We start from the raw sequence: 18,785 nt of genomic DNA, 5'->3' as shown, positions 1-18,785 counted from the left end.
AAACTAGCGGAAACGCAATGGCGCTCCGCTGCGCTGTTCAACCAGCTCTCGGGTTACGCCATCGGCGAGTTCAAATGCCTCGAACCCCGACTCCGTCACATCGAGAACGCAGAGGTCGGTGATGACGCGATGCACGACGGCGCTTCCGGTGAGAGGCAACGTGCATTCGCGTAGAAGCTTGTGGCCGCCGTCGGGAGTGGTGTGCTCCATGAGGACGATGACGCGGCGGACGCCGGAGACCAGGTCCATCGCACCACCCATGCCTTTGACGCGTTTGCCGGGAATCATCCAGTTGGCTAGATCGCCACGCTCGGAAACCTGCATCGCTCCGAGAATCGCAAGATCGATGTGACCGCCGCGAATCATGGCGAAGGAATCGGCGCTGGAAAATGTTGCTGCTCCCGGAACAAACGTCACCGTCTCCTTCCCGGCGTTGATCAAATCAGCATCGATCTCGGATTCGCGCGGATACGGGCCCATGCCAAGCAGGCCGTTTTCAGACTGCAGCGTGACGGTAACACCGTGGGGAATGAAGTTCGATACCAGCGTAGGGATGCCAATGCCAAGGTTGACATAGTAGCCATCCTGCAGCTCTTTCGCCGCTCGTGCAGCCATCTGGTTGCGTGTCCATGGCATTGGCTCAGCCCTCTCTCGTGGTCTTCTTCTCGATCCGTTTGATCGGATGAGGGATGTGGACGAGGCGATGAACGAAGATTCCTGGCGTATGAATCTCGTCGGGATCGAGTTCGCCGGGCTGGACGATTTCTTCCACTTCGGCAACGGTGATTTTGCCGCACGTTGCCGCATTGGGATTGAAGTTGCGTGCGGTGCGGCGATAGATGAGGTTGCCGTGCAGATCGGCCTTCCAGGCCTTCACGAGGGACAAGTCGGCAACGAAGCCACGCTCGAGGATGTAGGTTTTGCCGTCGAAGTCCTTGTGCTCCTTGCCCTCGGCAATGATGGTGCCGATGCCGGTGCGGGTGTAGAAGCCTGGAATGCCTGCGCCGCCGGCGCGCATGCGCTCGGCGAGGGTTCCCTGCGGGCAGAACTCGACTTCGATTTCGCCGGATAGAAACTGGCGCTCGAATTCGGCATTTTCGCCCACGTAGCTTGAAAGCATCTTCTTGATCTGACGCGTGGCGAGAAGAAGGCCGAGTCCGGCGCCATCGACGCCGGCGTTGTTACTGGCGATGGTGAGATTGCGGACGCCGGTGTCGCGCAGGGCAAGGATGAGTTCTTCGGGGATGCCGCAAAGGCCGAATCCGCCGATGGCCATGAGCATGCCGTCGTGCACGATGCCTTTGAGCGCGGCTTTCGGGTTGGGGAAGAGCTTATTCACGGAGTCTTGTTGATCGGAGGGGCGTTTTAAGGTTTTGGCTCCCGTCGCTTGTTTTACATGAATGGCCTCATTTCCGCCAAGCGACTAAACATTAACGCCCGAGATCGATGCATTGGGAGGACAACGCCGATCTCGCGGCGGGCATCCAATTGAAAAGACTATCGCTTAGAATCAGCGCACGAAGTCTCGGCTATAGAAAGAAAGTCTGATCGATGCTTGAACTATTCAATTCTCGCGCACTCTTCGGAAGAAGCAAGTTTCGTTCGACAATTGGCGGTATTGCAATCGTGTTTCTGCTGCTGAGCGGAGGCAGACCTTCACGAGCATATTCAGTGCTCACGCATGAACAGATTATAGATCTGCTGTGGAACGATCAGCTCCGACCGATGATCCTGGCGCGGTATCCCGGACTGACGGACGATCAGATGCGGCAGGCGCACGCGTATGCGTACGGCGGCGCGGTGATCCAGGACATGGGCTACTATCCGTTCGGCAACCAGGAGTTCAGCGACCTGGTGCACTACGTGCGCAGCGGCGATTTTGTCATGGAACTCATCAAGGAGAGTCAGAACGCCAACGAGTATGCCTTTGCGCTGGGAGCGCTTTCACATTACGCATCGGACATTACGGGGCATCCCGCGGTGAATCAGGCGGTCTCCCTTACTTATCCCAAACTTCGCGCCAAATTCGGGCCCATTGTTCTCTATGCGCAGGACAAGACGGCGCACATTCGCACGGAATTCGGATTCGATATGGCGCAGGTCGCAAAGCAGCGCTACGCGCCACAGCAGTACCACGATTTCATCGGATTCGAAGTTTCCAAGGATCTGCTCGAGCGAGTCTTTCCCGTGGTATATGGAGTGCAGTTGAAAGATGTGCTGCCGCATGAAGACCTGGCGATTGGCTCGTTTCGCTATTCCGTGAGTTCGCTGATTCCGCACATGACGCAGGTGGCATTGCGAACGCACAAAAAAGAAATTGCGCACGAAGTTCCGAACTTTCAGAAGCAGAAGTTTCTCTTTCGCCTTTCGCGGGCGGACTACGAAAAGCAGTGGGGCAGAAACTACAAGCGCGCCGGATTTGGCGAGCGCTTGCTGGCAGTCCTGTTGAAGGTTCTTCCAAAGATCGGCCCGCTGAAGGCGCTGGACTTCAACATCCCGACAGCCAAGACGGAAGACCTGTACTTCACAAGCATCAATGCAACGGTGGACCAGTACGGCTCGCTGCTGAAAGAGGTTCGGGCGGTGACGATCAGTCTTCCCGATGACGATCTCGATAGCGGCAAGGCGACGGCTGCCGGGGAGTACACGCTCGCTGACGACACCTATGCGAAACTGCTTTCGAAGCTGGCGGAGAAGAAGTTCGATGCGACGACGGTCCCGTTGCAGAAGAACATTCTCGGATTCTATGTAAACGCGTCGGCGCCGAACGATACGAAGAAAGATCCGGGGAAATGGCAGAAAGTGCAGACAAATCTTGACGCGCTGAAGACCTTCACCCCGGGTCCCGCACAGCCCGCCGCGCCGGCGGCGCAGGCACCGACGGGCAACCAGCAATAGCGATCCTTCTGCGAGAATGAGAGAGGAATGCTCTCTCTTCAAAATGCCGGCAAGCGGTTTGGCCCGCGCACGCTGTTCCTTGAGGCCAACTGGCTGATCCGCAGCAAGGAAAAGACTGCGCTGGTAGGCGCCAACGGCACCGGCAAATCCACGCTGATGAAGGTACTGGCCGGCCTGGAGTCGCTGGACTACGGGACGATGCAGCTGACGCGGGGCATGAGCATCGGATACCTGCCGCAGGAGGGACTCACGCTCAGCGGGCGCACGGTGTTTGACGAGTGCCTGAGCGTGTTTGATGAGCTGCGTGCGATGGAAGGCGAGATCGAGCGGACGGCGGCGCAGCTTTCCGAACTTGATCATGCGAGCCCTGAGTATGAAGCGGCAGCAGAGCGCTACTCGATGGTGCAGGAGCGGTTTCATGCGCTCGATGGCTATGCGCTCGATGCGCAGGTGGGCACTGTTCTGACCGGGCTGGGATTTGGCAAGGAGGACTGGTCGCGGCAGGTGGACGAGTTCTCCGGTGGATGGCAGATGCGCATTGCACTGGCCAAGCTGCTGCTGGCCAAGCCAAACCTGCTGCTGCTGGATGAGCCGACGAATCATCTCGATCTTGAAACGCGCAACTGGCTCGAGGACTATCTGCATAACTATCCTTTCGGGTACATCCTGATCTCGCACGATCGGTATTTTCTGGACGTAACGATCGATCGCACGGTCGAGATCTGGAACAAGCGGCTAACGATCTTTCAGGGCAATTACACGAAGTACCTTTCGCAGAAGGATGAGCGACGCGCGCAGCTGCAGGCTTCGTACAAGAATCAGCGCGACCAGATCGAGCATCTTGAGGCGTTCATCAACCGGTTCCGCGCACAGGCCACCAAGGCCAAGCAGGTGCAGTCGCGGATCAAGGAATTGGAGAAGATCGAGCGGATCGAGATTCCGGAAGAAGAGCCGGTGATTCACTTCAGGTTTCCGCAGCCTCCGCCGTCGGGGCGCACGGTGGTGGAGGCTGAGGGTCTCGGAAAGAGCTACGTCGCGAAGCATGTGTTCAGCAATGCACGGTTTACCATCGAGCGCGGTGATCGCGTGGCGCTGGTGGGTGTAAATGGTGCGGGGAAGTCGACGCTGATCAAGTTGCTGACGGGCGCCGAAGATCCGACGAGCGGCGTGGTGAAGCTGGGACACAACGTGGTGAGCGAGTACTTTGCGCAGGATCAGTACAAGGTGCTCGATCCCGAGGCGCGGATGCTCGACGACATCAGCCGCGCAGCGCTGAAGGTGCCGGAGAGCCAGTTGCGGTCGCTGCTGGGGTGTTTCCTCTTTTCCGGCGATGATGTATTCAAGCCGTTAGGCGTACTTTCGGGTGGAGAGCGGAACCGGTTTGCGCTGGCGCGAATCCTGGTGTCGCCTTCGAATTTTCTTCTGCTGGACGAGCCAACGAATCACCTGGATATGCGGGCTAAGGATGTGCTGCTGGAGGCAATTGCCGCGTTTTCAGGCACGGTGGTCTTTGTTTCGCACGACCGGTACTTCATCGATCGGCTGGCGACGCGGGTGATCGAGGTGGAGAACGGGGTGATCACGAGCTATCCCGGGAACTACGAGGACTACCTACGGAAGAAGGAGGATCTCGCCGCAGCTTCGGCATTCGACGAGTCAATCTCGACGAGGGGTGTTCCCACCCAGGTCTCAAATGCGAGACCCGGGGCACCCAACGCCATGGTGCACGAAGGTGTAGCACCAATTGGCACGACGATTGTGATTGAGGGTGGGCCCGAGAACGGGCGGTCGCGGCGGCTGAATCCGATCAAGCAGAAGCAGATGGAGGAGCGGTGCGGGTTTCTCGAGGAGGAGATTCCGCGGGTTGAGGCTGCGATTACGCATACAGAGGAGCAACTGGGCGTATATGTGTCGGCTGGAGAGACGCAGCGGCTGACGGAGCTGGCGTCTGCATTGCGTTCGGAGCTGGGCGCGTTGACGGCCGAGTGGGAAGAGTTGATGGTGCAGTTAGAAGGGGCTTAGCCTTCGCCGCGGTGATCAGCAAGGACCAGTGATGCAACCGTCATCGGGATGGGAATTCTGGATAGGGCAGCGTTAATCCATGATCGCGTAGGCGGTTATTTTTTCGGGCGCGACTCCGGCGGCACCATCCCGGCCACGCGGTAATAGACCACAAGCTGTCCGTAGTGCTCGCCGGAATGCTCGATAAAGCCCCAGGCGAGGTCGGAAAATCGGACCTGCTGGTTGGTGAACGGATCGATGCATAGGTCGCTCATCCCGCGATCTCCTTTGCTCTTGATCATCGTCGCGCCTTCGGCAAAGGATTTCTTGAGGTATTCGACCACCGCCGCTTTGGTCGCGTAGTCAGCACGCTTTACGTCGCCGGTTGACGGCTTCGTCCCTTTGGCCAAGTTATTGACGAAGTAGTTCACATTCACGGCCGCGTGCAAAAGCTGTTCGGCAAAAGACCGCTGGGCGGGATTCGGCTTGAAGTCGTATTTGTCCTCGGGAAAGTCTTCAGCCATCGCAATCAGTTTTCGGCCAACGTCGTTCCAGCTTTGGAGCAACACTTTGGATGGGCTGTCAGCGGGTTTCGGCGCCGCCTGGGCGTGAGCAATCTGGGCAAAAAGCGCAGCCGCCAGGACCAGAGGAAGACTCTTGGCAATCGTTCTCATGCGACACTCTCCTTTGCATTCCATCGTAAATTTTGAAGAAAGCTGTTCTCATGGACGAGGAGCCAGCGAATTCGTCTGACGCGAATGCCTGATTTGCTCCCGGGGGCCATCGGAAATGATCGCTGGGATAAATCCAGGCAGATTCCGCCAGGCTACTCAGCACCCGCGCACTACGTTCCTCGTCACCGGTTCATCCTCCGGCGTTTCGCTGGGCTTGGAACGATCTTATAATTGGGCCGATCATTCGAGGCTAGATACCAAGGTTCGACTCTTCTGTGAGGAGGGCTCGGAAATGCTCGGCTGGCACATTAGTGTTTACAAGCAGAAAGACGGCGGTGAATCGCCAGCGGCGTTCGCGACGCCAGAGGGTACACGCCTTGCTGTTTGGCAAACAGGAATTGGCGGGCTCGATTGGCTCAACGAGCTCGTAAAGGCAGGCAAAGCAGTTGATCTCGGTGGCAATGGTTACCCATGTAAATACACCGCCCCCGCTCAACACCTGATGTCGGAGATTGCCGACTCGCCACCCATGGCACGCGACAACTGGCTTTCCGGCGCGGGCGACCTGATCACAAACAAATGGGAAGGAAAGACCGTGGTCGATGGCGACGCTGTCACGCTCTGTCGCCCCGATGAGTGGCTCCTCGTAGTGGCCTGGGATGAAAGCTAGGCGGTGTAACGAATCTTCGCCCAGGAACGACTCGGACTCCCCAAGACTGGACTACTTCCGGTCGGCGGTAGAGCAGGAACTCGATTTCAAGCGGGTTCTGGCTCTTCCCTACCCGAGAGCAACCAAGCAGATGGAGAGGCTCAACTCGACCGGAAATCCTTCGGCGATGGCCTATGCACTCGCAGGAATGCGGAAGCTGGGATAGGAAGCGATACGGGGAGTGGTGGGCAACCCGGCAATTGCCTTTTCGTCTACATTCTTCGGGGCCTGGATCTAAGGTCGCGGCTGAGAAGCTGGCTGCTGCAAGGGAGTAGGATGAGCGAATGCGGTTTCTGATTTTCGCTGGCTTACTGGCGGCGTGTGTGGGTGTAGCGGGGCAGGAGCCGGCGAACAGCTCAGCGCCCGACAGCGATCACGATGGGCTTTCGGACGTACAGGAGCAGGCGTTGCTCGAGCAGTTTGCGCCACGATTCATGATCAGCCGCGATGATTGTTCAACGCAGCCGGCGGAGTTTGAACCGTCAGTTTTGAAGCCGGTGGTGGCTGCGGAGAACAGCACGATTTATGGGCAGGCCTTTCCGCGCGCGGGACATGCGGAGCAGATTGAGCTGCACTACTACGATCTGTGGCGGAAGGATTGCGGGCAGAGAGGGCACAATCTCGACGCGGAACATGTGTCTGCTCTTTTGGAACGCGACAACGCCGGGACCTGGATGGCGCGGTACTGGTATGCAGCGGCGCATGAGGACACGTTGTGCGATGCAAGCCAGATTACGCGCGCGAAGACACTGAAGGCCGAGTCGCATGGGCCGGAACTTTGGATCTCGAGCGGAAAGCACGCGGCTTTTCTAAGTCAGACGATTTGTTCGAGAGGCTGCGGCGCCGACCGGTGCGGCAATGAAGAACGGCTGTCGATCAGCAACCTGATCAATGTCGGTGAGCCGTCCGCGCCGATGAACGGCTCGACGTGGACGGGATCGCCGGAGTGGCCGCTGGCTGACAAATTGGGACGAAGCGATTTTGGAGATGCGCGGATTGCGCGTCTGGACCGGATGGGGCCTGAAGATATTGCGTGGGCGAGCCCGAAGAAACGGCCTGCGCAGGCGGCGATTCTTGGGGGCGACGATGCGATTGCGGGCGTTGGGATGGCTTTGACGACGGCCGACTCGAGTACAAGCGGTGCTTTGAATACTGCTTCCGGCAAGACTGGAAGTGCATTGGGCAGGGCGTATCGCGGGGTGAAAAGGGCGCTGCGAGGATCAGTGCGGGCGGTTGAGGGCAAGTGAGGGTCGGAAAGAATTGCAGGTCCTTCGCGATGCTAACCGAATGACCTTGTCCGCGGGCCCCAAGCGTGGGTCGCTCAGGATGACACCGCTAAAAATACGGGAGTATGGTTTTCGGGGAAGTCTCAAGGATGGGCACCCGGCACCGTTCTAGACCGCCATCTTCTTAAAAGTACAACTGCAGGTCTTTCGACTCCGCTGCGCTCCTCTCAAGATGACAAACCATTCTTGTACTCGATCTCCTGAGACGGCCGTTACTTGCGGTCGTGCATAATCAAGAGACGATGGGGCTTTTGTGGAATCCGGAGAACTGGTCGCAACGGCTGGCTGAGCTTGAGGCGCGCTCGGGCGAGTTGAAAGAGGCTCCGCTGCGGCGCGATGTGCGGTCGCTGGGGACGCTGCTGGGGGAGGTTCTGCGCGAGCAGGCGGGCGAGGATCTTTTTGCGCACGTGGAAGCGCTGCGGCAGGGGACGATCCGGCGGCGGGATGCGGAGGCGCGGGGCGACGCGAAAGAGGCGGAGCGGCAGGAGGCGAAAGCGCTGGAACTAGTGCACTCGCTGCCGGCGGAGCGGGCGATTCTGCTGACGCGTGCGTTCGCGTTTTATTTTGAGCTGATCAATTTGGCGGAAACGAATCATCGCAAGCGGCGGAGGATTGCTCTGCAACTGAGCGGGGAGACGGGGCGGCAACGGGGATCGCTGGCAGGCACGCTGTGCGAGATGCGGCGGGTGGGAATCAGTGCGGACGAGGCGATGGACTGGCTGCGGCGGATCCTGATTGTGCCGGTATTTACGGCGCATCCGACAGAGGTCGCGCGGCGATCGGTGATGTTCAAGCGCCGGCGGATCGGGGAATTTCTGGCGACGCTCGATCGCATTCCGGTGCCGGAGCAGGATTTGGCGCGGCTCGAAGAAGCGATTCGCGCGGAGATTACGAGCCTTTGGCAGACAGATGAAGTGCGATCGCGACGACCGACGGTGTACGACGAAGTGAAGATGGGACTCGATTACTACGATGTCTCGATCTTTGCGACGCTGTGGGGGCTGTACCAGGAGATTTCCGAAGCGTTGCGCGCGTCATACGGTCTGGAAATTGAAGTGCACGCGTTGCCGCAGGTGCTGCAATTCGGCTCGTGGATTGGCGGCGATCGCGATGGCAATCCATTTGTGACGCCGGATGTGACCCGCGACGCGATTCAACTGGCGCGGGGACATCTGCTGCTCTACTACCAGGCGCGGCTGGACGACATTATCGATCTGCTGACGACGAGCGCGCAGCAACGGCCGGTCAGCGATGAACTGCGTATTCGGCTGGATGCGTATGTGGAACTGGTGCACACGCCGGAGGCTCAGGTGTTTGGCGCGCAGTACGAATTTGAGTATTATCGGCGATTCATTATCTGCGTGAAGGCGCGCATCCAGCGGACGCTGGAGCAGGCGGGAAGGCATGGCGCCACGATGCCGGTGATGCCGTATACGCTGGCACAGGGGCAGGCAAAGCTTGCGCAGGTGTTGCCGGAGTACTGCTCGGTTGAGGAATTTCTGGATGATCTGGAGACGCTTCGGAGTTCGCTGGCGGGGAACGCGGGGCTGCGCATTGCGCGCACGCTGATTGATCCACTGATTTTGCAGGTGCGGACATTCGGGCTTCATCTGCACACACTCGACATACGGCAGCATGCACGGGTACACGCGGCGGCGCTGCAGGAGGCGATCAGCGACACGATTGCTCCGCAGTTGCCGGCGGGGATGTCAGCCGAGACGACGTCGGTGCTGGAGACGTTTCGCGTGGTGGCGGAGATGAAGCAGGGCTGCTCGCCGGAGGGGATTCGGCACTACGTGATCAGCGGCGCATCGAGCGTGGAGGATGTGCTGGCGGTGGTGAGGCTGGCGCGGCTGGCCGGCGTTACGGTAGAGGGATCAGGACGTGATCCTGGGCTGATGCCGGTGCCATTGTTTGAGTCGATTGAGGATCTGCGGCGGGCTCCGGCGATTTGCCGCGAGTTGTGGGGCCGTGCGGATTATCGCAAACTGCTGGCTTCGTGGGATAACTGGCAGGAGGTGATGCTGGGGTATTCCGATTCAAATAAAGACGGCGGAATGCTGACCAGCACGTGGGAGATTTTCCGCGCGCATCGCGACCTGCACGTGGTGGCGCACGAGTGCGGCGTGAAACTGCGGCTGTTTCATGGGCGCGGGGGAACGGTGGGACGCGGCGGCGGACCGACGCATCGTGCGATTTTTGCGCAGCCGATGGATGCGTTCGAGGGACAGCTTCGCATCACGGAACAGGGCGAGGTGCTGAACTTCAAGTATGCGGACGAAGTGCTGGCGGAGCGAAACCTGGAGCTGATGATTGCGGCTTCGCTGGATGCTCTGGCGCGGCCGAACGCGCGCGATCCGGAGGGGCATTTTACGGGAGTGCTGAAGCCGGAGTGGGAAGCGGCGCTCGATGAGCTGTCGGAGATTTCGTTCGGGTTCTATCGGAAGCACATTCTGGATGATGCGGATGTGGTGGCGTACTTTGAGCAATCAACGCCAGTGGGCGAGTTGGAGCACGCGAAGATCGGCTCGCGGCCGGCGCGCAGGAACAAGAGTCCGAAGCTTTCAGATTTGCGTGCGATTCCGTGGGTGTTTGGGTGGACGCAGTCGCGTCTGCTGGTGCCGGCGTGGTTTGGCGTGGGGTTTGCCATCGAGGAGTTCACGAAGCAGCCAGGATCACTTGATCTGCTGCAGGAGATGGCGCGGGAGTTTCCGCTGTTTATCGATCTGCTGCGCAACGTGGAGATGGCGCTGGGCAAGGTGGATCTGGCCACGGCGCGGGTGTATGCGGAACTGGTGACGGATGCGAAACTGCGCGAGCGGATTTTCGACATGCTCGAGGGTGAGTTCCATCGCACGGTGCGGGCGGTGTTGGCGATTACACAGCAGAAGGAATTGCTGGAGACGAATCGCGTGCTGGCGCACTCGATCCGGCTGCGGAATCCTTATGTCGATCCGATGCATTTGATCCAGGTGGATATGCTGCGGCGGAAGCGGGCGGGGGAGGATACGCCGGAAGTGAATCGGGCGATTGCGGCGACGATCAGCGGGATTTCGGCGGGGCTGCGGAACACCGGGTGAGTTCACGGTTCAGAATTCGCAGTTTACAGTTGAAGCTCAATCCTGGTTTCAGTACTGAAATCTAAAGCGAAAAAAGCAGGCTATTCGCGCCGCTGACCCCAGCGACGAAGACTTGTTGCCGGGGGCCCCGCCATGCGTGCGGCGCTCAGAATGACACCTCTTCAATGAATCAGGAGAATCCTAGGGAGCGGGAATAGCGGCCGATTGGTTTTGGCTTTCGATCTGTGCCAACTGATCATGGAGGCGCACAGCTTCGGCGTGTGACTGTGCGGCTTCGGTTTGGTGCTGGACGGCGGCAACGCTTCCGATCGTGTTGAAGACCTTGATCATGGCGTCGCTTTTGCCGTGGCCGATGTGTTGGAGTTGGCCGGCGTAATCGTCCTGATAGAGGGCATGGGCCTCAGCCTGGTCAATGCGGCGCTGAAGATCCCGGATATCAGCCCAGCGTTGAGCCTGCGCGATGGCAGCATCGCTGACGTGGAGGGTGGCGTTCTGCCAATCGCCGTCGTCCTCGAGATCGTCGGTGAAACTCTGGAGATTGTTTTGCCCTTTCCCATTTCCGAGGTGCGCAGCCAGGCCATACCACGTCAAAGCCCTGGCATTGTCAACCTGAACGCCTTCTCCGAATTGATACATCCAGCCGAGCTGGTTATCGGCATCGCTGTTGCCTTGCGCAGCAGCTTGTGCAAACCACGACATCGCCTGCGCGTAGTCGGTTTTGACGCCTGTGCCATGCTGAAAGATGTAGCCGATGTTTTCTGCAGCCTGGTTACTGCCGTGTGCCGCTGCTTTGTAAAACCAGGAAAGAGCCACGGTGTAATCCTGCGGCTGGCCCCATCCTTCTTCGGCCATATAGCCCAGCTGGTTTTCCGCATCCGCGTTGCCATGGTCGGCGGAGCGGCGATACCAGGTCATCGCCTGGGCAAAATCGCGCTTGACGCCAAATCCGCACTGGTAGAAGTAGCCTATTTGCTTTTCGGCGGCGGGAAAATTCTGATCTGCTGATTTGCGGTACCAGGTGAGGGCTTGCTTATAGTCGCGTTTGACGCCGTGGCCATCTTCGTACATAGCCGCCAGATTAAACTGCGCGGGCCCATAGCCTTGATTCGCGGCCAATCGGTAGTAGTTTACGGCGCTCTTGTCGCTCTGTGGCAAGCCGGTGTTGTATTGATACATGCTGCCGAGCTGATTCTGCGCGGGTGCATAGCGCTGGGCGGCAGCTTTCCGGTACCAGATCAGTGCGTCCGCGTAGTCGAGAGTCTGGAAGCGGACGCCGTAGTAGTAATCGCCGAGGGCGAATTGCGCCTTGGCGTCTCCTGCTGTGGCGGCAGCGAGAGTATCAGGGGCGGGCTCTTGCGCACACAGCAAGGTGGGCACAAGGCAGAGGAATAGCAGCGCTAGCGCGGGAAACCGCACTTGGCCGGGTCCCGGGTTTTCGAAACAAATTCTGATGGCCGCCACCACTTCATTTTGCTATTGAGAGTAATTCTGGACCGGTGAGGGTGCGCCGGAAAGGTCACGGAAGTTTGCGGCATTGCTTTGCAGGTTGATTGGCTTCAGCGGAAGCCTGACGGCCTGGCGATGCCTGAGTTGAACCGGGCGATTGCAGCGACCGACCTTTGAGGGGCCGCAGAACACCGGCGAGTTCTACTCAAAGCCAACGAATATCTCGACCTTCGCTTGACAAGCAGGGTTCATTGGATCAACGATTAGCAAATTCTTCCCACCCCCGAAAATCTGGCGGCGTTTGACGAAGCTGCAAGGAGAGATCAATGAAGGCTGTCGCAGTGGCACTTCTCGTTTCAGGGCTGTTGTGTAATTCCATGCTGGCCATGGCGGAGGACCCTGTCCCGTTCCGCACGTTGATGGTAACCGCAGGCGCACCGCTCAACGTTTCCGCGCTTAACGCTGGCCAGGACAACTCGGCGGCTCAACCAACCAAACCGGCTCACGCGACCCACATGACAGGCGGGGGAAAGACCATGGCCGGCGTCGGCGTTGGCCTGCTGGCATGCGGTGGATTTGTCATCGTTGGGACTGCCGTATTCAATAGCTGGGAAAACTCATCCCGAAAAGCCGCACTCTATGGCGGCGGGATTGGGCTTGCTGCAACTGGAACCGTCTTGGTTGTCCTTGGAAGTCACCGGCGTTCGGCCAAGTAAACCGTCGATCACGAGGCGCCTAAGAACGCTTGTCTCATGCCGCATCCCACGGCAAGTTCTCCGAGAGATATACGCAAACCAGCCCTCCGTGATGGAGGGCTGGTTTGCGTTGAGGGCTACTTGGTGCCGTCTTCGGTTTTCTTGATGAAGTCGGCGGTGGCGTCGTGGAGTTCTTTCAGCGCGGGCGTGGTGATGTAGACCATGTGGCCGGTCTGGAAGAATTTGTAGTCGATGTTGCTCTGCAGAGAATGCGGAATCTGCAGGTGCTTGTCCTCATAGGTCGCGCCGAAGTAGGTACAGCCGAGATCGTAGTAACCGCCCATGAGCAGGACTTTGAGTTTGGGATTGCGCTTCATGGCCATGGCGAGGTCGGGCATGACGTTGACACTGGAATCGTCCCAGCCCTGGCCACCCGGTGGCTGGTGGTGCAGGTCCCAGTTGAAGCCGTTGGCTTCGCGCGCGGAGGGTTTGTAGGTCATGTTCTCGCCGTATTTCAGGACGTCGCGGGCGTACTGGTTGATGGCGGTGTTGTAGGCGGAGGATGTGGCGGAACCGAAAGGATCGTATTCTGCTTCTTCACTGAGAGGGTCGATATCCGGCCCCTCGTAGCGAGTGTCGAGGCGGCCGGTGGTGATGCCCAATTCTGATTGCAGCTCTTTGGAAAATTCGCCGCCGCTGACACGGAGGTCTGCCTTGATCCAATAAGCTGCGGGGACGCCGGTGTAGCTTTCGAGCTTGGCGGCGACTTCCTTTTTCTGGGCTTCAGGAAGGTCGGCACCTTGAAGAAGAGCAGTGGCATAGGCACCGAGGGAGAACTGCTCGACCTCTTTCAGAAACGGTTCAAGATCGGCTGGCTTGCTGGGAACGCGGTGGTGATACCAGGCGGTTGCGGCCATCGAAGGCAGCGCGGTGAAGTATCCATTGTCCGTTCCGGGATTGCCTTGCGGGCCGTCGGCGCTCGAGTCGAAGCTGAGGATCTGCGAAAGGAAGATGGATCCGTTGAGATCGAGATGGCGCTGCAGCAGGTTGGTGAGCACCGCGGTGCGTGTAGTGCCATAGCTTTCACCGAAGAGATACTTGGGTGAATTCCAGCGATCGTATTTCGACAGGAAACGGCGAATGAAGCGATCGAAGGCGTGTGCGTCGGGATCGGTGCCGTAAAACGCCTTGCCGGCGTCTTTCCCGTAGATGCGGCTGAAGCCGGTGCCGGGCGCATCGATGAAGACAAGGTCGCTGGCATCGAGAAGGCTGTATTCGTTGGAGACGATCTGGTAGGGCGCACCTTCCTGGTGCGCGGAATCCTGCGGAAGCACCAGGCGCTCGGGGCCGAAGGCTCCCATGTGGAGATACATCGTTGCGCTGCCGGGACCACCGTTGTAGAGGAAGGTGATGGGGCGATTCTTCGCGGGATTCTTCTGGAAGTAGGCGGTGTAGAAGATGCGCGCGGTGGCGGGACGATCTTCCGGCTTAGTGGTCATGTCGATCGAGGCATCGGCCAGGTACTTGCCGTCGAAGCCGATCATGGCGTCCTGCGGATCCGTAGAGCCGACGGTGAGAGATCCGGCAACGGCGCGATAGTCGATGTTCTGGCTGCCCACCTTTAGAGAACCTTCGGTAGTGGAGTCGGCGGGTACATCAGGGGTGGGAATGATTTTGGAATCGGGTTTTGCGCCTGATGGCGCGGCGTTGTTCTGCGCGAATGCGAGAGATGCGGCAACAAGGCCAAGCGAGAGCGTGGCGAGCCAGCGAGTGCGAGCGCGATGCGGCATAGTGGGGAACGACCTCCTGGGATTATTCTTCGGTTCCCGGAGTATACCCTCTGAGGGCCGGCATCAAGCAGCAATGGTGATGAGCAACGCGAAGTGAAGGGCACGCGCAAGGGTCGCGCGCGGAGACAAGTATCTCAGCTACGCAAGTAGCCTTGCGCATCGAAGGAATGCAAATTGCGGGGTGGATTAGCGCGAAGCAGACTGAGATGCCGGCTTGCGCCGGCATACGTTTGCGACAACCACGGCCCGGATTAGCCGGCGATGGCGTTGGCGGTTTGGTCGTTGCTCTCAATCAGCGGGCGGAACGCGTTGATGAGGTTTTCGACCTGAGCTTTTTGCATGCGGAGGAGATCGAACTTCCTCGTGATCTCGTTCAGTTCCGTCATGGCTTGTTCATAGGCTACGCGATAGGGATCCATGTTTATCTCTCCACTTGGCGAAGTGTAGCACTGGAAAACTGCAGAAAATCAAAGGTACGGCGGGGTCAACCATCCTAAAGTAATGGGTGGTATTTTCAGAGCTCGCAGCGCAAACGGGAATGCTGGAAGTTGAAGTCAAAGCAGGGTATGGATCACGGGCTGGGTGGAATCGGCGCACCACAGCCCGTGACGCTAGCCACCCCCCTTTGAGCTTTCCGGGTCGTGCGGGCTAGACACCTGAGCAACTTTACCGCTGTGTTCCTTGGCGGGTTTGATTCATACTACCCGGAGTTCCAGGTGAAAAAGCGGAGTCTTTGCACTGCCAGGCGTGACGGAAGTTTGCAGGAACGATTCGCAGCGGAACGAAGGTGCGTGGATGACGATCGCGATTCGGGCGGCGGGGATCGACGATGCGGGTGCGATCGCGCACGTACACGTAGAGAGTTGGCGGACGACATACACGGGAATCGTGCCGGATGCATACCTGGCTGGCCTGGATGAGACTTTACGTACGCAATTGTGGCGCGAGTGGCTGAGCGGCGAGACGCTGGTGTTTGTGGCCGAGTGGAACGGACGCGTCGTGGGGTTTGCGAATGGCGGAAAGAACCGGGAACCGGTAGAGGCATGCGATGCGGAACTCTATGCGATCTATCTGCTGAGGGACGCACAAAAGCGAGGGATAGGCGCGGGGCTTTTGCGGGCGATGGCCCACGCGCTGCTGGAGCGCAATTTCAAGAGCATGGCGGTGTGGGTTCTGGAGCAGAATCGTTCGCGCAGCTTCTACGAGAAGACGGGAGCGCACATGGCGATGTCGAAGGTGATTGAGATCGGAGGCGCGAAGTTGATGGAGGTTGCTTACGCGTGGGCGGATCTGAAGGCACTGACGAAACTGGAATAGTGCGCGAAGCTCGAGTAGATCTGAAAAGCCAAGGGCCGGGATTGCTCCCAGCCCTTGCTTCTGTCTGCTAGATTCTGCCGGAATCCGGTGGATTACAGCGGTTGAACGTCTGCGGCCTGCCAGCCCTTGGGTCCCTTTACCACGTTGAACTGGACGGCTTGGCCTTCCTGCAGGCTCTTGAAACCACTCGAGTTGATTGCAGAATAGTGCACGAAGACGTCCTCGCCGTTCTGGCGCGAGATGAAGCCGAAGCCTTTCGCGTCATTGAACCACTTCACAGTACCTTGTTCCATTGTGTTCGTATTTCCTGGATTTGAATTGCGCTGGATGAATCGGAGCGACCACTGGCAGAATCTTGCTTGTTTGGGCGAGCTACTGCACACGCCCGGTTCGACTCTAACGCTATCCAAAGTGTAACATTTTCTTCCAAATTCCCAGGCCTTTTTTGCGGACACGAAAGTTCAGCAGCAGATTTAAGCTGGCGCGATGCCACTGAAACTGAGCGGTTTACGGTGCAGGGCAAGGCTGTGATAGGGTGGAGGGTCGCGATGCCCAAAGATCTTGTCCCCGAGCTCATGGCCCGCGCCGCGGAAGAGCTGGAGCGGGAATTTGGCCTGCTGCCGGACTTTGAACCCGCGCGGGCGAGTGATACTGCCGGCGATGTCATGGGCGCGGTGCTGCAGGAGACGGCACAGCGGCTGGGCGACAACTATCCCTACTTTCATCCTATGTATGCCGGGCAGATGCTGAAGCCGCCGCACCCGGTGGCGCGGGCTGCGTATGCGCTGGCGATGTCGATCAATCCGAACAATCACGCGCGCGATGGGGGACGGGCAAGCTCCGCGATGGAGATCGAAGCAGTGGCGGAGATCGCGGGAATGTTCGGATGGAGCGAGTACCTGGGACATCTGACCTCGGGTGGGACGATGGCCAACCTGGAGGCGCTGTGGGTGGCGGGGCAGGTGGCGGCGGACAAGCGAGTTGTGGGGTCGGAGCAGGCGCACTATACGCACCACAGAATTTCGGGAGTGTTGAAGCTGGAGTATGGATCAGTTGCTGCAGATGCAAGAGGCAGGATGCGGCTGGATGCGCTGGAAGATGAACTGCGCAAGGGCGACGTGGGTACGGTGGTGGTGACACTGGGATCGACAGCGATCGGTGCGGTGGATCCGTTGCCGGAGATCCTGGTGCTGCGGGATCGGCATGGGTTCAGGGTGCATGTGGACGCGGCGTATGGCGGGTATTTCAAGCTGATTGAGGATGCGCTGGATGAGCCTGCGGGGCGAGCGTTCGCGGCGATCGGGCAGGCGGACTCGATCGTGATCGATCCACACAAGCATGGACTGCAGCCCTATGGATGCGGGTGTGTGCTGTTTCGAGATCCGGGGGTGGGACGGTTCTACAAGCACGATTCGCCGTATACGTACTTCACTTCGAAGGAATTGCACCTTGGGGAGATCAGCCTGGAGTGCTCGCGCGCCGGGGCAGCAGCGGTAGCTTTGTGGACGACACAGAGGCTATTGCCGCTGAAGCCGGGTGGTGAGTTTGCACGGGGACTAGCAGCCGGGAGGAGGGCGGCGGTTGAGCTGGATCGGCGGTTGCGGAGCGATGGCCGGATTGAAGCGCTGACGGCAGGTGGGCCCGAGTTGGACATCGTGGTCTGGAAGATGAAGGCGGCAACGGCAGAGCTGGCGACGGCCCTGGGGCAATCGATTTTTTCAGCATGTGCGGAGCGCAACCTGCATTTGGCGCTAGTACAATTGCCGCAATTCTGGTTTGGACCAGAGCATCCTTCGAGCGCGCTTGAAGGGTATGTAACCTGTCTGCGATCGGTACTGATGAAGCCGGAACACGAGGCATGGCTACACCGCATCTGGACTGAGTTGAGCGCCGTTTGTACTGAAGTGGAGAATGGGTGAAGATGGCGGAGTCCGTTACATCTATCGCCGGGATTGAAAACGTTCTCATTCGGGCCGGGGAGTGTGCGGTGACCGTGCTTCCCCAGTTTGGCGGGAAGATTGCCTCGATCCGAATTGGAGAGCGCGAGCTGCTGCAGATGCCGCTGGCGCCGATTGCGCCTCGCACGCGGACGATGGCGTTTGATGCGGGCGATGCGAGCGGATGGGATGAGTGTTTGCCGTCGGTGGGGGCTTGCACGGTTAAGACAGAAGCGGGCGTCGCTGCGATTCCGGATCATGGCGATTTGTGGCGCGTTGAATGGCAGCCAATGGCCAGGGAAGCCCATTCAGTGACATACCGAGGGGAGTGCTTTTCGCTGCCGCTCCGGCTGGAACGCACGGTGACTCTGACGGAAGGGGCCACAGGTTGGACCTTGAGTCTCGATTATTCAGTTGCAAACCTGAGTTCGGAGCGAGTGCCCTGGTCCTGGGCAGCACATCCTTTGTTTGCGGTGGAAGAGGGTGACCGGATTGTTTTGCCAGAGTCGATCACGTCGTTGCGGCTCGAGGGATCGGGCGGAGGAAGGCTGGGCAAGGGCGGCGATTCGGTTGCGTGGCCCATTGCGCAGCTGGTGAACGGCCACAGGACAAATCTGAGTGTTGCCGATGCGCCAGACTCGGGCATTGGCGACAAGCTGTTTGCGGGCCCCTTGCGTGGATCGGAAGAATGGTGCGCTCTTGAGCGGCCTTCAGTTGGAGTGCGCATTCGCGTGACGTTTGATGCTGAGGCGACGCCCTATTTAGGTTTGTGGATCTGTTATGGCGGATGGCCGGAGAAGCCGGGACCGAAGCAAGTGTGCGTGGCAATGGAGCCGGCGACGGCGCCTGTGGACTCGCTAGCGACAACTGGCCCGTGGTCGCGCGTGCTGGAGCCGGGAGATTGTTTCAGTTGGCCGATGGAAGTTGAGATTCAACGAATCGAGAGATGAAC

At 59.0% G+C, this 18,785-nt stretch carries 16 protein-coding genes; 9 read left to right on the top strand and 7 right to left on the bottom strand.

Going from position 1 to position 18,785, the window contains the following annotated elements; genetic code table 11:
* Positions 1 to 3: 3 nt before the first annotated feature.
* Complete coding sequence (locus tag VK574_RS15015) at positions 4 to 636, bottom strand: CoA transferase subunit B (RefSeq protein WP_472800664.1); 633 nt, start codon at positions 634 to 636, stop codon at positions 4 to 6.
* A 4-nt stretch (positions 637 to 640) separates the two neighbouring features.
* Positions 641 to 1,339, bottom strand: coding sequence for a CoA transferase subunit A (locus VK574_RS15010; protein WP_472800663.1), 699 nt, complete (start codon positions 1,337 to 1,339; stop codon positions 641 to 643).
* Positions 1,340 to 1,671: 332 nt separating this feature from the next.
* Here VK574_RS15010 and VK574_RS15005 point away from each other — a divergent pair, with 332 nt between their 5' ends.
* Entirely contained in the window at positions 1,672 to 2,898 is a 1,227-nt protein-coding gene (locus tag VK574_RS15005; protein ID WP_472800662.1) for a zinc dependent phospholipase C family protein, read from the top strand.
* Between the two features lie 27 nt (positions 2,899 to 2,925).
* Entirely contained in the window at positions 2,926 to 4,920 is a 1,995-nt protein-coding gene (locus VK574_RS15000) for an ABC-F family ATP-binding cassette domain-containing protein (protein ID WP_472800661.1), read from the top strand.
* Positions 4,921 to 5,015: 95 nt separating this feature from the next.
* Here VK574_RS15000 and VK574_RS14995 read toward each other — a convergent pair whose 3' ends face one another.
* Positions 5,016 to 5,573 carry a DinB family protein gene (locus VK574_RS14995; RefSeq protein WP_472800660.1) on the bottom strand — a complete coding sequence of 186 codons (558 nt, stop codon included), beginning with the start codon at positions 5,571 to 5,573 and terminating at the stop codon, positions 5,016 to 5,018.
* 292 nt (positions 5,574 to 5,865) lie between these two features.
* Between VK574_RS14995 and VK574_RS14990 the strand changes: the two genes are divergently transcribed.
* The 3 genes from VK574_RS14990 (at position 5,866) to VK574_RS14980 (ending at position 10,648) form a co-directional block, all read left to right on the top strand.
* Complete coding sequence (locus VK574_RS14990; protein WP_472800659.1) at positions 5,866 to 6,243, top strand: hypothetical protein; 378 nt, start codon at positions 5,866 to 5,868, stop codon at positions 6,241 to 6,243.
* A 323-nt stretch (positions 6,244 to 6,566) separates the two neighbouring features.
* Complete coding sequence (locus tag VK574_RS14985) at positions 6,567 to 7,529, top strand: hypothetical protein (RefSeq protein WP_472800658.1); 963 nt, start codon at positions 6,567 to 6,569, stop codon at positions 7,527 to 7,529.
* Positions 7,530 to 7,810: 281 nt separating this feature from the next.
* Entirely contained in the window at positions 7,811 to 10,648 is a 2,838-nt protein-coding gene (locus VK574_RS14980; RefSeq protein ID WP_472800657.1) for a phosphoenolpyruvate carboxylase, read from the top strand.
* Between the two features lie 180 nt (positions 10,649 to 10,828).
* On the opposite strand, the gene VK574_RS14975 is transcribed toward VK574_RS14980, so the two are convergent.
* Positions 10,829 to 12,109 carry an SEL1-like repeat protein gene (locus VK574_RS14975; RefSeq protein WP_472800656.1) on the bottom strand — a complete coding sequence of 427 codons (1,281 nt, stop codon included), beginning with the start codon at positions 12,107 to 12,109 and terminating at the stop codon, positions 10,829 to 10,831.
* A gap of 311 nt (positions 12,110 to 12,420) precedes the next feature.
* On the opposite strand from VK574_RS14975, the gene VK574_RS14970 reads away from it, so the two are divergent.
* On the top strand, positions 12,421 to 12,810 hold the full coding sequence (locus tag VK574_RS14970) for a hypothetical protein (protein ID WP_472800655.1): 390 nt from the start codon (positions 12,421 to 12,423) through the stop codon (positions 12,808 to 12,810).
* Positions 12,811 to 12,926: 116 nt separating this feature from the next.
* On the opposite strand, the gene VK574_RS14965 is transcribed toward VK574_RS14970, so the two are convergent.
* On the bottom strand, positions 12,927 to 14,579 hold the full coding sequence (locus VK574_RS14965; protein WP_472800654.1) for a S10 family peptidase: 1,653 nt from the start codon (positions 14,577 to 14,579) through the stop codon (positions 12,927 to 12,929).
* A gap of 251 nt (positions 14,580 to 14,830) precedes the next feature.
* Positions 14,831 to 14,998, bottom strand: coding sequence for a hypothetical protein (locus tag VK574_RS14960; RefSeq protein ID WP_472800653.1), 168 nt, complete (start codon positions 14,996 to 14,998; stop codon positions 14,831 to 14,833).
* Between the two features lie 376 nt (positions 14,999 to 15,374).
* On the opposite strand from VK574_RS14960, the gene VK574_RS14955 reads away from it, so the two are divergent.
* The gene (locus VK574_RS14955) at positions 15,375 to 15,896 is read left to right on the top strand and encodes a GNAT family N-acetyltransferase (RefSeq protein ID WP_472800652.1); all 522 of its coding nucleotides are present in this window, start codon (positions 15,375 to 15,377) and stop codon (positions 15,894 to 15,896) included.
* A 92-nt stretch (positions 15,897 to 15,988) separates the two neighbouring features.
* On the opposite strand, the gene VK574_RS14950 is transcribed toward VK574_RS14955, so the two are convergent.
* The gene (locus tag VK574_RS14950; protein WP_026444771.1) at positions 15,989 to 16,189 is read right to left on the bottom strand and encodes a cold-shock protein; all 201 of its coding nucleotides are present in this window, start codon (positions 16,187 to 16,189) and stop codon (positions 15,989 to 15,991) included.
* Between the two features lie 255 nt (positions 16,190 to 16,444).
* On the opposite strand from VK574_RS14950, the gene VK574_RS14945 reads away from it, so the two are divergent.
* Positions 16,445 to 17,815, top strand: coding sequence for a pyridoxal phosphate-dependent decarboxylase family protein (locus tag VK574_RS14945; protein ID WP_472800651.1), 1,371 nt, complete (start codon positions 16,445 to 16,447; stop codon positions 17,813 to 17,815).
* Between the two features lie 2 nt (positions 17,816 to 17,817).
* The gene (locus tag VK574_RS14940) at positions 17,818 to 18,783 is read left to right on the top strand and encodes an aldose epimerase (RefSeq protein WP_472800650.1); all 966 of its coding nucleotides are present in this window, start codon (positions 17,818 to 17,820) and stop codon (positions 18,781 to 18,783) included.
* The last annotated feature ends 2 nt before the right edge of the window (positions 18,784 to 18,785 follow it).

The organism is Occallatibacter sp., assembly GCF_035317045.1.
GTDB lineage: Bacteria > Acidobacteriota > Terriglobia > Terriglobales > Acidobacteriaceae > Telmatobacter.
Note: the sequence above shows the minus strand (reverse complement) of the source record. Positions and strands in the feature narration are given on the sequence as shown.